This is a genomic window from Pedobacter suwonensis (assembly GCF_007833675.1).
GTDB classification, from domain to species: Bacteria; Bacteroidota; Bacteroidia; order Sphingobacteriales; family Sphingobacteriaceae; genus Pedobacter; species Pedobacter suwonensis.
Genome location: NZ_CP031708.1, coordinates 3,919,488 through 3,933,014 on the forward strand (window position 1 = coordinate 3,919,488; position 13,527 = coordinate 3,933,014).

At 39.0% G+C, this 13,527-nt stretch carries 12 protein-coding genes; 4 read left to right on the plus strand and 8 right to left on the minus strand.

Annotation, left to right across the window (positions count from 1 at the left end; all coding sequences use genetic code 11):
- The first annotated feature begins 2 nt into the window (after positions 1 to 2).
- Positions 3 to 1,676 carry a sensor histidine kinase gene (locus tag DV942_RS16175; RefSeq protein ID WP_145859187.1) on the plus strand — a complete coding sequence of 558 codons (1,674 nt, stop codon included), beginning with the start codon at positions 3 to 5 and terminating at the stop codon, positions 1,674 to 1,676.
- 96 nt (positions 1,677 to 1,772) lie between these two features.
- Complete coding sequence (locus tag DV942_RS16180) at positions 1,773 to 2,462, plus strand: response regulator transcription factor (protein WP_090983192.1); 690 nt, start codon at positions 1,773 to 1,775, stop codon at positions 2,460 to 2,462.
- Between the two features lie 181 nt (positions 2,463 to 2,643).
- On the opposite strand, the gene DV942_RS16185 is transcribed toward DV942_RS16180, so the two are convergent.
- From DV942_RS16185 to DV942_RS16205, 5 genes are all read right to left on the minus strand, one after another.
- On the minus strand, positions 2,644 to 3,906 hold the full coding sequence (locus DV942_RS16185) for a metallophosphoesterase (protein WP_145859190.1): 1,263 nt from the start codon (positions 3,904 to 3,906) through the stop codon (positions 2,644 to 2,646).
- Positions 3,907 to 3,958: 52 nt separating this feature from the next.
- Positions 3,959 to 4,741 (minus strand): AAA family ATPase, encoded by a 783-nt coding sequence (locus DV942_RS16190; protein ID WP_244950722.1) that lies wholly within the window; start codon positions 4,739 to 4,741, stop codon positions 3,959 to 3,961.
- A complete protein-coding gene (locus DV942_RS16195; protein ID WP_145859193.1) occupies positions 4,710 to 6,197 on the minus strand; it encodes a P-loop NTPase family protein in 1,488 nt (495 codons plus the stop codon). The genes DV942_RS16190 and DV942_RS16195 overlap by 32 nt, the downstream gene beginning before the upstream one ends.
- Before the next feature lie 173 nt (positions 6,198 to 6,370).
- Entirely contained in the window at positions 6,371 to 7,468 is a 1,098-nt protein-coding gene (locus tag DV942_RS16200; protein ID WP_145859195.1) for a vWA domain-containing protein, read from the minus strand.
- Positions 7,469 to 7,839: 371 nt separating this feature from the next.
- A complete protein-coding gene (locus tag DV942_RS16205) occupies positions 7,840 to 8,721 on the minus strand; it encodes a carbohydrate kinase family protein (RefSeq protein ID WP_145859197.1) in 882 nt (293 codons plus the stop codon).
- 93 nt (positions 8,722 to 8,814) lie between these two features.
- On the opposite strand from DV942_RS16205, the gene DV942_RS16210 reads away from it, so the two are divergent.
- Both DV942_RS16210 and DV942_RS16215 read left to right on the plus strand, forming a co-directional pair.
- Positions 8,815 to 9,240: a YybH family protein gene (locus DV942_RS16210; protein WP_145859199.1), complete on the plus strand. Its 426-nt coding sequence runs from the start codon at positions 8,815 to 8,817 to the stop codon at positions 9,238 to 9,240.
- A 293-nt stretch (positions 9,241 to 9,533) separates the two neighbouring features.
- The gene (locus tag DV942_RS16215) at positions 9,534 to 10,934 is read left to right on the plus strand and encodes an IS4 family transposase (protein WP_145855910.1); all 1,401 of its coding nucleotides are present in this window, start codon (positions 9,534 to 9,536) and stop codon (positions 10,932 to 10,934) included.
- Positions 10,935 to 10,979: 45 nt separating this feature from the next.
- Here DV942_RS16215 and DV942_RS16220 read toward each other — a convergent pair whose 3' ends face one another.
- The 3 genes from DV942_RS16220 to DV942_RS16230 all read right to left on the minus strand — a co-directional run bounded on the left by DV942_RS16220 (position 10,980) and on the right by DV942_RS16230 (position 13,489).
- Positions 10,980 to 11,594, minus strand: a complete 615-nt coding sequence (locus DV942_RS16220; protein ID WP_145859201.1) for a sugar O-acetyltransferase — start codon at positions 11,592 to 11,594, stop codon at positions 10,980 to 10,982.
- A gap of 101 nt (positions 11,595 to 11,695) precedes the next feature.
- Entirely contained in the window at positions 11,696 to 12,574 is an 879-nt protein-coding gene (locus DV942_RS16225) for a cupin-like domain-containing protein (RefSeq protein WP_090983207.1), read from the minus strand.
- Between the two features lie 129 nt (positions 12,575 to 12,703).
- The gene (locus DV942_RS16230; protein WP_145859204.1) at positions 12,704 to 13,489 is read right to left on the minus strand and encodes a DUF3050 domain-containing protein; all 786 of its coding nucleotides are present in this window, start codon (positions 13,487 to 13,489) and stop codon (positions 12,704 to 12,706) included.
- Between the last annotated feature and the right edge of the window lie 38 nt (positions 13,490 to 13,527).

Consider the following 13,527-nt stretch of genomic DNA (forward strand, 5'->3'; position numbering starts at 1 on the left):
GTATGGCCTTAGAAAAGCAAAGCAACTACCGTAAAAACTTTACCTTAGGTGTAACCTTTATTACACTCATTTCTATACTTTTTATCCTTTCGCTTTTCCTTGCGTTTAACTATAGCAAAAAAACGATAGAGAATGATTTTGTTTCAGAGAAGGTAAATGTCCTGGAACAGAGTATTAAGCCTTACAATGATTTTTTTCAGAACAAAATGCCTGAGATTTCTTATTATAATGGCTATCTGGACTCTTCTACTGCAGCGAAGTTTGTAGATACTGTGATGTTAAAATATCCCTTTATCTCAAAGGTTACTTTTTACGATACAGAAGTGAAGAACGTGCCGGTTAAAGATGGGATTAATGCAAATCATTTGGGTATCGGTCCAAAATCTATTTTCCAATTCGGGAAAGGAATAAAGCCTGATTCGGTAAAGTTGTATTCGGAGGATGATACAAAATCTTTTACCGTAGGCAGTGATTTTAATGCTATTGCCATTAAACTTGCCACTTTTGTTGAGGATCTTGATACCGCATCGGTGCCCACACAAGAAGAGCTGTTTACCAACTTTTCTATTGTGAATTCCAACGAAAATAAAATTACTTACTTAAATATTCCCCGCCGTGAAGATTTAAGGATATATAAAGATATGATCAGGCGGAAGTTAAGCCCGGCACCTGTATATCAACAGGATATAATGGTTTTTAATCTCGATGCACATAAAATCAAGATTATCAATACCAGGCCGTTGCTGTACCAAACCATCAGGATTGAACCACTGACTTATGATCCGATTGATACTTCAGATGAAAATATCAATACTGAAATTGCCCTTCCTGGTGCATTTTCTGACTTTAAATTATACCTCATTTCCTCAAAATCTTATATCAAGAAAGAAATTTTTATTTATTTCATGCCAATCGCATTGGTGTTATTGCTGGTATACGGTGTGCTTTTACTGGTTGCATTTTTGATTTACCGTAACCTGAATATCAACAGTAAAATGTTTAAGTTGCAGTACGATTTTGTAAACAACTTGACGCATGAGTTTAAAACCCCTGTTAGTGTAATTAAAATTGCTGGGAACAATATTAAAAGCGCGCCGGCATTAAGTCAGAAAGAGCAGCAGCTTTATGGCAAGATACTGGATGAAGAAGCCGATAAACTGAATGGTTTGATGAACAAATTACTGGCCTTTACACAAATTGAAAATAAAGCCATTAAACTAAACCAGGAAGAGGTTAATATTGTTGATTTTATAGAAAGTACAATTGAATCGCATACCTTAAAACATCCTGATTTTAAAATTACTTATGAGGTATTGGGATTTAAAACTTTTATTACCGATCCGGTACTATTGGGTAGCTTGTTCGATAATCTGGCAGAGAACGCTTACAAGTATTCAAAACCAGAGCAGAAAAAACTGCACATTAGTGCAAAGCTGATAAAAGGAGTACTGGTTTTCCGTTTTGCTGATAAAGGAATTGGCATCCCGGCGTCCGAATTAAACAATATATTTAAGAAGTTTTTCAGGATCCAGAATGAATATAACCAAATGGGCAGTGTAGGCCTGGGTTTGGCATTTTGCAAAGAACTGGTTAACTTTATGGATGGAGAAATTTCCGTAAAAAGTAAAGTAGGGAGTGGTACAGAATTTAAAATCGTGCTGCCTTATAATAGTTAAGTTAAGGAATTGGAAAGTTAAAGGTTGGAAGGCTGTAATGTTAAATTAACCTTCAAACATTGCAACGTTTCAACATTACAATGTAACACACACATAATGTCTAAAGAAGTAAAAATATTAATTGTAGAAGATGATGAGAATCTTCGTTTTCTGGTTGCTCACCGGTTAAAGGCCGAAGGTTATACCGTGTTGGAAGCCAACGATGGTGAAGCGGGTGAAAGGATGATTTTGGCTGATCAGCCTGATATTGTGTTATTAGACTGGATGATGCCAGGTAAGCAGGGTGCTGAGGTTTGCGAGAATGTACGTAAACAGGGTTTCGAAAACCTGGTGATTATGATGACGGCAAAGGCGCAGGACGTAGATAAAATAGATGCCTATAATTTTGGTGCATCTGATTATATCACCAAACCGTTTAATATGGATGTACTGGTGGCCATGTTGGAGAGCAAGGTGAAATTTATCGTTAATAAAGATTCGGCCGAGATTCATCGTTTTGGAAATATGGAGCACCATCCAAATATTCATACCCTATTCAGAGACGGAAGGAAAATCGAGTTGACGATATTGGAAAACCGTATTCTCCTTTATTTCTTGCGTAACCCTGGTAAAGTAATTAACCGTGATGAACTAATGCTGGTGGTGTGGGGCTACAACTCTGACGTGAACACCAGAACGCTTGATATGCATATTGTACGCCTACGTAAAAAGATAGAATTGAATCCTGATAACCCGCAGTTGCTGCAGACGGTTAGGGGCGTAGGTTATCGCTTTAATGCAGGATAAAGATTATTTATGCCGTCAGATGTCGTCATCTGATGGTTTTAAGTTATTCAGATAGGTGTCAGATGGTAACATCAGACACCACTAAGCCTTCTTCAAAGTAAAGATATTTATGCCGTCAGGTGTTGCCATCTGGCGGTTTTAAGTTATTCAAATAAGTGTCAGATGGTAACGTCAGACAACACTAAGCCCTTTTCAAAGTAAATATTGTAATCTCCGGTAAGATACCAACCCTGCCCGGATAACCTAAAAAGCCGTATCCCACGTTAACATACAGCTGTTGTTTTTGCTCCTGGTATAAGCCTGCCCACTCTTTATAAATGTATTGCACCGGACTCCATTGCATTTCCTTTAAACGAACGCCAAACTGCATGCCGTGTGTGTGTCCGCTAAACATGGCATCGATTTGTGGATATTTCTGTAAAACTTCTCCACGCCAATGCGAAGGGTCGTGACTAAGTAAAAGTTTAACCGGCAAATCATCTGTATTTTGAACTGCCAGTTCCATTTTTCCATATTTAGGAAAACGGCCCATTCCCCAGTTTTCAATGCCTAAAATCCCGATTTCTTCCCCATCTACCTTTAATCTCCGGTTTTCATTCATCAAAAGATCGTAGCCCATTATTTTATGCACGTCAACCATATCTTTCAGGTTTTTAACTTTGGCCGGAGATGATTCCTTCCCAAAATAATAATCACCGTAATCGTGATTGCCCAATGAAGAATATACGCCTAGCGGCGCTTTTACTTTCGAAAATATATCCTGATAATCCTTTACTTCGTTAGTGAGGTTATTCACCAAATCGCCTGTGAAAAAGATAAAATCGGGTTTCTCACCCAATAACATTTTTACACCGCCTTTCACAGCGGTTTTGTTATAAAAACTGCCAGAGTGAATATCAGAAATCTGTCCCAAGGTAATGCCGTCAAAAGCTTTGGGAAGGTTAGGAAGGATCAAATTAACACGCCTCACCTGGTAATCATAAGCGCCTGAAATAATACCCCAACTCAATGATGTTAGTGGAACTGCAGCCGCTACCAATCCGGCTTTTACCAGAAATTCTGATCGTGAAATATGGTCACCAGTAGTAGATTGTTCGTTTTGTGGTATGGTTGAAGCTTCGGCTGTTTTATTTTTTCTGAAAATTTTAATGAACAACCTGCGTAAATCATCTAACACTAAAAAAGGCAACATCGCCATTTTACAGGCTACAGTTAAAAAGAAAGCCACTAAAATAATAGCCCTTAGGGTTAGGAAAAGATTGAGGTAAATGCCACAAAAAACACCGATGATCAGTAAGGTGCTATAGGTCCAATAAGCAATGGTAAATACCTTTTTAGTATTCGGTTTCCATTTTTTAAATACGGCGATGATGGCTTTAAAGCAGTAAATATCAAATGCAATAATGAAAATGCAGGCGGCAATAATGAAAGGTAATCTTCCCATATGATCGGGTTATTCGATTTAAGTATAAATAAATTGATTTAATCCGCCTAAATTAAGTATTTGAAGTAAATATATCATTCAATATTCGTTGCGGATGATCTAAAAATGCCTTGTAGACCCTGTAAACCTCCGATTCCTCATATTTAACCCTCACTATTTTATTTTCGGTCATTTCATATATCCAGGCTTTCGGGTAGGATAATAAAATCGGCGAGTGTGTGGCGATGATCAATTGCGAATTATCGTTAACCAAATTATTGATTTTGGATAACATTGCGATTTGTTTTGTAGCAGAAAGCGCAGATTCGGGCTCATCAAATATATAAACGCCATGGCTGCCAAAACGGTTCATAAAAAGCGACCAAAACGACTCTCCATGCGATTGCTCATGTAAAGATACGCCGCCATAAGAATTTATAATTTTTGGTCCGCCAGGTTCCTCATCCAGTTTATCAATCTCGCTCGCAACATTGTAGAAACTCTCTCCCCTTAAAAAATAACCGTCTTTAATTTGTTTAAATCCTTTTGTTATCATAAGGTGGTTATGCAAAGCAGAATGTGTTGCAGTACTTTTAAAGTTAAAATTTTTGCCACCACCCTCCGCGTTAAAGCCCAGATAAACTGCTATAGCTTCGATAAGGGTTGACTTTCCAACTCCATTTTCACCGGTTAGGAAAGTAACATTAGGGTGGAAGTCTAGCTTTTCAAAAGATTTTAAACAAGGTATATTAAACGGATATCCATTAGGAAGGTTCTCTTGTTTTAACCTTAGCGATAAGAGATATCCGTTAAATTCCATTTGCTTATCTGAAGTCGTCTTCATCTTCTTCTTCATCAAATTCGGCATTAAATAAACTGCCAAACATATCAGAGAAGCCGAAGCCGCCATTTAAAAAGTTTTTGCTCAGCTGTGAATATTCAGCTAAACCATGTAATACGAATTCCATTAAAAGTAAAGTTTGGTTCTCACTTAGCTTAGGATGAAACTTTTTTACCAGATCGTATAAACCTGGTACAAGCATCAGCGCTTTTTTGTATTGCACATTTGTTAAAGCATCGGTAACATCAATATTATTACCATCAGTAAACCATTCGGTTACTTCGGTATATGGATTAGCCGTTTTTGTTTTCTTTGCTTTTTCGGGGTCAGGGAAATACCGTGCAAATAAGGTTTTGACAGCTTTGCCGATTAATGTTGTGGCTACATGTGCTGGCCCTTCTAATTCACCTTCATAAACCAATTCTATCTTACCGGTTATGGCCGGGATAACTCCTGCAAAGTCAGATAAACGTACAAATGTGTTTTTATCGCCGGAAATCAGCATTCTTCTTTCAGCGGTGCTGATTAAATTTTCATAAGCGGAGATGGTCAACCTGGCCGATACACCCGATTTTTGGTCGATATATTCACTTTTACGGGCTTCAAAAGCAATTTGCTCTATCAGGTCTTTCACCAATCCATCGGCTTCTATGCTGGTCCGTTGATCAGTCGTTAATTTTGCTTCCTGGAAAGTAATCTTGCGTGAAATTTCGACCGTTTTTGGATAATGAGTTAAAATCTGGCTTTCGATCCTGTCCTTTAACGGTGTAACAATACTTCCGCGGTTGGTATAATCTTCCGGATTTGCTGTAAAAACAAACTGGATATCCAGCGGTAAACGCAATTTAAAGCCACGGATCTGGATATCTTTTTCCTGCAGCATGTTGAACAATGCCACCTGGATACGTGCCTGTAAATCGGGTAGTTCGTTAATCACAAATATACTGCGGTGTGCACGCGGAATCAATCCAAAGTGGATTACGCGCTCATCGTTATAAGTCAACTTCAAGGTCGCCGCCTTAATGGGGTCAACATCGCCGATTAAATCTGCAACGGTAACGTCGGGTGTGGCCAGTTTTTCGGTATATCTTTCACTTCGGTGCAACCAGGCAATTTCGGTATCATCACCCTTAGTGGCAATCTCATTTTTTGCATACCAGGAAATTGGATTTAATGGGTCATCGAAAATCTCGCTTCCTGCTACGTAGGGCACGTATTCATCCAGCAAGTTTACCATTAAACGTGCAATACGTGTTTTTGCCTGTCCGCGTAAACCTAAAAGTAAAATGTTATGACGCGATAAAATGGCCGTTTGCAGCTCAGGAATTACTGTTTCATCATAGCCGATAATGCCCTCAAACTCCGCTTTTTTGTCGCGTAAAACTTTGATCAGATTTTCCCTGAGTTCTTCTTTTACTGATCGTGATGTATATCCTGTAGTTTTTAACTGGCCTAATGTTGTGTTTTGCATCTTTTTAATTGGGTTTAGGGCATAGGGTTTAAGTTATAAGGTTTGCAAATGCACAAGCCTCTTACATATATCTATCTTCCTTTTTAATGTTTTATGGTTGATCTGGGCAGGAACTGGCAATGGGTTTTACCTTAAGCCTTATGCCTTATGCGTTATGCCTTTTACCTTCAACCTTACTTAACTGTTTTTCTTCTGTTTTTAATGTAATCTTCAAAAATGTATTCGCCCAAACCATTTAGAGAGCTATAAAAAGCCCTGCCGCCATTAATTTCGGTAAACTGCCGAACAAACTGTTGCAGGTAAGGATCTTTGGCAATCATAAATGTTGTAATCGGGATCTTCAGCCGCTTACATTGGGCTGCCATGTTTAAGGTTTTATTGATGACCTTCCTATCCAAGCCCATGCTGTTTTTATAGTATCTGCCATTTTCCTTCAGGCAGGTTGGTTTTCCGTCGGTAATCATAAAAATCTGTTTATTATGCGTTTTCCTCCGGCGGAGTAAATCCGCAGCCAATTCCAATCCTGCATACGTATTGGTATGGTAAGGTCCAACCTGCAGATAAGGCAAGTCTTTAACGCTGATGGGCCAGGCATCATTTCCGAAAACCACGATATCTAAAGTATCCTTCGGGTATTTCGTTTTAATCAGCTCGGCTAAAGCCATGGCAACTTTTTTTGCAGGTGTTATCCGGTCTTCACCATATAAAATCATGGAGTGAGAAATATCGATCATCAATACCGTAGAAGTTAAGGTTTTGAAATCCTTTTCCTCTACTTCCAGATCACGGTCAGTTAAAGTGAAATCGCCAATGCCATGGTTAATCTGTGCATTTTGTATCGAAGCGGTCATGTCGATCTGATCCAGGCTGTCACCAAAATTATATTCCCGTCTGTCGGCATTTTTTTCCTCACCAATTCCAGATTGATTACTGTTGTGGTTACCGCGACCAGATTTTTTGAGCTTGCCGAAAATCTCGTCTAAGGCCGATTTTCGGATGGTCTGTTCTGTTTTAGCAGTAATTTTAAATGCTCCGGATTGATTGTCTTCCGTCAGGTAACCTTTATCTTTCAGGTCGTCGATAAAATTACCGATACCGTAATCGTTATTGGTTAGTTTGTATTGTTTGTCGAGTTCGTTCAGCCAGCTTAATGCCTCTGCTGCATCTCCCGCTGTATAATTCAGCAGTTCGCTAAATAATTTCAGCAACTCATCAAACCCGCCCTTCGGCGCATCGCCCGGCTTATAATCAGAAAAACGAAAACCTCTCATGTGTTTGTATTAACGATTTATCGAAGATAAAAGTTTCGCTTTGTTTTAATTTAAGCGCGGTGTCATATTTGGGAGCGAGCGAAAAGTTAAAAGCTGAGAGGCTAAAGCACAATCAAATTAAAAATTCCAACAGTTAATGTAAACTGCAAACAGTAAAATGCAAACTCATTTGGGCGTTTCACCAAGCTGCGCAAGGGTCGGGCTTTCCAGGGCTACGCTTCGCTTCGGTACCGGTAAAGAACCGGCACTGAACCCTTACAATCCCTAACGCAAATGCCATCGGTATAATAGAAAGGTGAACTGGAATCTGAAGACTGTCAACTGAAGACTGAAAACTGTCAACTGAAAACTGTCAACTGGAAGCAGAATGTTTATTCGAGCGACATATGGTAAATTTTCTTATTATACTCAGGATTTGCCCCAGGCTGTGAAGCTACAAAAGCACCAACCTTACAGGCATTGTCCAAAGTGGTTTCCATCGGATAACCTTGCAGATAACAGGCAATAAAGGTGGCTAAAAAAGCGTCACCAGCGCCAACTGTATCAGCTACCTGCACTTTATAACCTGTATGTTTGAATAATTTGCCTTCCTTTAATACACAAGCACCCTTATCGCCAAGTGTAAGGCAAATGATTCCGATATCAAACTGAGTTGAAAGCTGTTTTAATAATTGTTCGTCAGTATTGCCTGTTAAACCAAACGATTCTTGTACCCAAACCAGCTCATCTTCATTTATTTTCAGGATATCTGCTTTTGCCAAAAGCGCTCCGATTAATTCTTTCGAATAAAATGGCGCCCGGAGGTTGATATCGAATATTTTAATCTTGGCATTTTCTAAAAGTGCCAGGATGGCTTCTCTTGATTTTTCTTCCCTGCAGGTTAAGCTGCAATATACTAATGCATCAGCCTGTTTTACAGCTTTGGTGTTATCATCAGTAACTTTGATATCATCCCATGCTACAGGCTTTTTTATGGTGTAAGTAGCCTGATGGTTTTCATCTAGTTGCACCACAACCGTACTGGTGGGTAACTCGTTGTGAACTTGGATCAGATCAGTTTCAAAGTGGTTGCCGGTTAGAAAACTAAGAAGTGCTCTGCCATTTTCGTCATTGCCCACAGCGCTGATAAATTGGCTCTCCATACCTTGCTTGTGCAAATTGAGCGCAACATTCATGCTCGAGCCGCCAGCTTTTTTCCCTTCTGGGAAAACATCCCAGAGTATTTCACCAATTGTAATTACTTTATTTTGCATAGTAGATTTATAGAGCTGTAAATAAAGAATTTTTACCCATGGAACAAAATAATTTGTTTCATATCTTTAATTTTTACGTTAACTTCAATAATCATGAAAAAAATACTTTTAATTGCATTAATTTTTACCTCTCTTGGCGCTTTTGCTCAAAATTCGAAAGATAAGCAGGCCATACTTAATCTTCTTGAAAGGCAGCGTACCGATTGGAACAAAGGCGATGTTGAAGCCTTTATGCAAGGTTATGAAAAATCGGATAGTCTGCTTTTTGTTGGTAAAAGTGGACCGACTTACGGCTGGCAGAAAACATTGGATAATTATAAAAAGGGTTATCCTGATAAATCTGCCATGGGGTTTTTGGTGTTTGGCATCAAAAAGGTCGATTTTTTAAGGTCTGATCTGGCTTTTGTACTCGGCAGCTGGAATGTAAAACGTGAAAAGGATGAACTTAAGGGTTATTTTACCTTATTGATTAAAAAAATTAAGGGCGAATGGAAAGTAATTGTTGATCATAGTAGCTAAGGGCGAAGATGTGAGATGTAAAATGGAAGAGGGAGGCCAAATTGCGTTGGTAATAAAAATTTCCCAGAGGTCGTCATTTTGAGCGTAGTGCAATCGAGAATCCAGATGCTCTTTACAGGAGCTGAATCATAAGTGAAATTATCATCACTATAGTCCCCGTTTGTAACGGGAATTCGGGAGATTAGCACTTTCAAATGCGAAAGGGAGTAATTTTTAAGGCGATACAATCGCTATTCTCGAGCATCCCGATTGCAAATCCTACCGTGTGGACACAAATATTTTTAGTTTTGTAGATGTTATTATCAAATGGGTATAGAGATTGTTTTCCAGACAAGCGTTTAAATAACCGTTGTGTCGAGGTTATAAATAATTTGTTTACCAAAGGTGTCCATTCCATACGCCAACTGTCCGATAGCCTTTCACAGGCAAAAGGTTTTTATAGATTCCTGAAGAATGAGCGGGTTGAAGAAGATAGCATCATTTCCGATATATCCTCCCGTTGTGGAGTAAGTTGCAAGGGAAAAACAGTCTTATGCATCCAGGATAGTACAGAAATCAATATGTACAAACATAGAAACCGATTGCAAAAAGATGGTAGTTTAGGTACTACCAATGCAAAATTCCAAGGTTTGGGCTATTTACTCCATCCATCCCTGGTTGTGGATGCCCAAAGCTGTGTTCCCTATGGCTTTTCCTATATCAAAATTTGGAATAGGCCCGAGGTTCGGGTCAATAAACATGTGCGTAAATACAGCACGCTTCCCATACAGGAAAAGGAGTCATATAAATGGATAGAATCGTCCAAGAAGAGCAAAGAGGCTTTGAAAGAAGCTGAATCCATCATTATTGTACAGGATAGGGAAGGCGATATTTATGAACAGTTTTCCTGCATACCCGATGAAAGAACGGATTTGCTGGTGCGGGCAAGCACCAACCGTACCCTTACGGATAAAACAAAGCTTTTCGACGTGTTTGATGGTCACCCTGCCCAGGGCAGTTATCAGATTAAGGTTGAGGGCGATAAGAGAAAGAAGAGATCTACCCGAATAGCCGATATAGAAGTAAGGTATAAAGAGGTTGAGATCAAAAGAACCGGCACAAGTTCAAAAGAAAGCCCCGATACGGTTAAGCTATTCTATATCGAGGCAAAGGAGAAAGTATCAAAAGGCTGCAACAACCCTGTTTGTTGGAGGATCTTAACGACAATACCTTTAGAAAATATTGATATGGCGTTATGTTGTATAGAGTGGTACAGCTGGCGTTGGACTATAGAAGAAGTTTTTAGGATATTAAAAAAAGAAGGATTCAATATTGAGGCCAGCGAACTCGAATATGGTCAGAGTATTAGGAAATTAAGCCTTCTAATGTTGGATGTGATACTAAAGCTTTTTATGATGCAGCTCTCATATGCTGTTCCAGAGGAAGAAGGCCTCTGTGCCGAAAGCTGCTTTTCCAAACAGGAACAGGAGTGCAGCGAAGATCTTATCAAAATATTGGAGGGAAAAACTGAAAAACAAAAAAATCTATATAAAAAGCAGAGCCTAAAAAGACATGTTTGGACAATAGCCAGACTGGGGGGCTGGAAAGGCTATGCAAGCGAAAGACCGCCTGGAATAACAACATTATGGATTGGTCTACAAAAATTCGCTGAAATAAATATTGGATGGAGAATCAAAAATATCCCTGAAACTTAGCAAAAGATGTGTCAACACGGTAGGATTGCAAATCGGGACGATTCTTTATTCACCTAACTTAAAATCCTTGTAATAATAATCTTTATCTGCATCTGTTAGCTGGCGGATTACCCTGCATGGGTTTCCCGCAGCAAAAACGTTATCCGGAATATCTCTGGTAACAATACTTCCAGATCCGATTACTACATTAGACCCTATTTTAACGCCCGGATTAATGACTACATTTCCGCCGATCCAAACACTATTACCAATGGTAATTTCTTGTGCCCATTCGTATTCCTGATCACGTAAATGAGCATGGATTGGATGCCCGGCAGTATATATGGCTACATTTGGTGCAATAAAAACGTTGTTGCCAATACTTACCTTGGCACAATCTAAAATAACGAGGTTAAAATTGGCGTAAAAATTATCTCCGATTTCAATGTTATAACCATAATCGCATCTGAAGGGTGGTTCTACATAAAACATCCTTTCGGTTTTGCCGAATAGCCTTTTTAGTAATTCTTTGCGCTGTTTAACGAATTTGGGAGCCAGGTGATTAAACTCATAAACCAGTTCCCGGGCTTTTAATCTTTCTTTTGCAAGTTCGGCATCACCCGCTTGATAAGCTTGGCCACCCAGCATTTTTTGTTTTTCAGTAAGTTTATTGGTGTTCATTGCTAATCTGATTTTTATTCCGCTAAAGTGTTTTCGCAATAATAATAAAAAACGGGACTATCGTTTACCGATGTCCCGTTGTATTTTAATTTTTTTCAATTTTACGGCTTGCCTTTCGCCAAAGCTTTCTCTGCTATTTTAACCGCTCTTTTCTCTCTCCAATGGGCATATTTTTCTTTGAAAGTCATTTTAATCAGACTGTCAATGGCACCATGGGTAAATAAACTCCAAACACTGGCAATTTTACGTGTAATGGATTGATCCCAGGCTCTTAAGCTTAGCGAAAATGAACCGTCCACATATTTCATCCAGTGCCACATTCCGGTTGGCATAAATAAGGTATCGCCGTGTTCTAAAAACACTTCATAACCTTCAACACCATTTAGCGCCGGGAATTTCTTAAAATCCGGGTTGGCCACATCGTAATCTTCCAAAGCATAAGTTGCATTTGGCAGGCAATACAACCTGTCTTTCCATTTATAATCGAATAAGATGATGTGCTTTCTGCCGCCAAAGTGTGTGTGGAAAATATGCGGTAAATCGATATCGTAATGCAAAAAGGTTACCGAGTTAGAACCGCCGAAAAACATTGCAGGCATGCTTTCTATAAAGCCACCCATTAAATCTTTGGGGATTTTAACATCATTAATTAAACTGGGTACTTTTTTAAACAGATTAAAAAAGAATATGCGCAGCTCAGTTGGTTCCCGTTTGATCAGGTCAAGGTAATCGCCAAATTTCATGTGTGCGGTTGCCGCATTAATCGGCTTTGACGGATCTGCCTTAGAGTTATCGTAAAGCGGCACCTCGAGTTCTCCACCAATTTCTTTTAAATATTCAGTCGTCCATTTCTCTCTGGCAGGCCAATCTTTGGTTAGGCCTCTGATTACTAACGGACGTTTAGTTTTTAGATAATTTTTCTTAAAATCTTCGGGAGTGATGCTCTCAACGATATCAACAGGTTTTAAAATGAAACTCATGCTTTTAAAAATCGGTTATTTGTGCCGAACAACAAATGTGTAAATTTTATTTTATAAAATTGTTGTTAACAGCTAAATGTGACTAAAATCACGTAATCTAAAATTAGTAAATACTTAACAATTTAATAATTAAGCCTCCACTTTATTTTTGATCATTTCGGCATAGGCAGCGTCCCACAGTTCGATCCTTTTTTGTAGCGCAATTTTTGCAGTTTCTTCGGCTTCTGTCCAAAATGATTCATCTTTTTCACAAAGCTTCTCCGTCATGGAGAGTGCTAAATGGCTGTGGTGGTCACCATCTACTTCTATATGGCGCTCCAGGTAATATTTAAAGATCGAAACCTGTTCAGGCTGGGTACTATTCAGGTCATTTACCAAGCTAAAAAACATGTTTGGTATTAAATCCTCACGGCCAAAAGTGAAACTTGCTGCCTGTAAATGGGGTTTTCCACTATTAATGGTTTCGAAAGTTGCATTCACAAAATCCCTTGCACTTGCTGGTGCCCCGGCGATTTCAAAAGCCTCATCGAAGCTTTTCCCGTTTTTCAGTTCTGCCAAAAAGATCTGGATAGGTTTAGTATTTGCATTACATTGTTCCATGGCATCCAGATAGAGTTCAAAGTGGCTTTTTATGTTTCCATCAGCATCCACATCCGATTCTTCTCCCGCAACAATTTCATTGATCAGTTGCCGGGTAACCGGATCGCCTACCGGGAACCAGGGTAAGTTTGTGCAGGTTAAATTTATCTGTAAGGATTTAAGCAGCGACATAAAATCCCAAACTGCAAAAATATGGTGTTCCATAAAAATGCGGAGATCTTCCACCTCATTAATTGCCGAGTATACTTTATGGTTGATAATCTCTTGCCTAAGCGGCTCAATTTCTTTTTGGATTTTTAGAATATTGGAATGCATATGTTGGATAGGTGAATGACTGAATTATTTGAAACTTT

Coding starts and splice junctions, on each gene's coding strand:
- DV942_RS16175 (WP_145859187.1), top strand. CDS start 3: ATGGCCTTAGAAAAGCAAAGCAACTACCGTAAAAACTTTACCTTAGGT.
- DV942_RS16180 (WP_090983192.1), top strand. CDS start 1,773: ATGTCTAAAGAAGTAAAAATATTAATTGTAGAAGATGATGAGAATCTT.
- DV942_RS16185 (WP_145859190.1), bottom strand. CDS start 3,906: ATGGGAAGATTACCTTTCATTATTGCCGCCTGCATTTTCATTATTGCA.
- DV942_RS16190 (WP_244950722.1), bottom strand. CDS start 4,741: ATGAAGAAGAAGATGAAGACGACTTCAGATAAGCAAATGGAATTTAAC.
- DV942_RS16195 (WP_145859193.1), bottom strand. CDS start 6,197: ATGCAAAACACAACATTAGGCCAGTTAAAAACTACAGGATATACATCA.
- DV942_RS16200 (WP_145859195.1), bottom strand. CDS start 7,468: ATGAGAGGTTTTCGTTTTTCTGATTATAAGCCGGGCGATGCGCCGAAG.
- DV942_RS16205 (WP_145859197.1), bottom strand. CDS start 8,721: ATGCAAAATAAAGTAATTACAATTGGTGAAATACTCTGGGATGTTTTC.
- DV942_RS16210 (WP_145859199.1), top strand. CDS start 8,815: ATGAAAAAAATACTTTTAATTGCATTAATTTTTACCTCTCTTGGCGCT.
- DV942_RS16215 (WP_145855910.1), top strand. CDS start 9,534: ATGTTATTATCAAATGGGTATAGAGATTGTTTTCCAGACAAGCGTTTA.
- DV942_RS16220 (WP_145859201.1), bottom strand. CDS start 11,594: ATGAACACCAATAAACTTACTGAAAAACAAAAAATGCTGGGTGGCCAA.
- DV942_RS16225 (WP_090983207.1), bottom strand. CDS start 12,574: ATGAGTTTCATTTTAAAACCTGTTGATATCGTTGAGAGCATCACTCCC.
- DV942_RS16230 (WP_145859204.1), bottom strand. CDS start 13,489: ATGCATTCCAATATTCTAAAAATCCAAAAAGAAATTGAGCCGCTTAGG.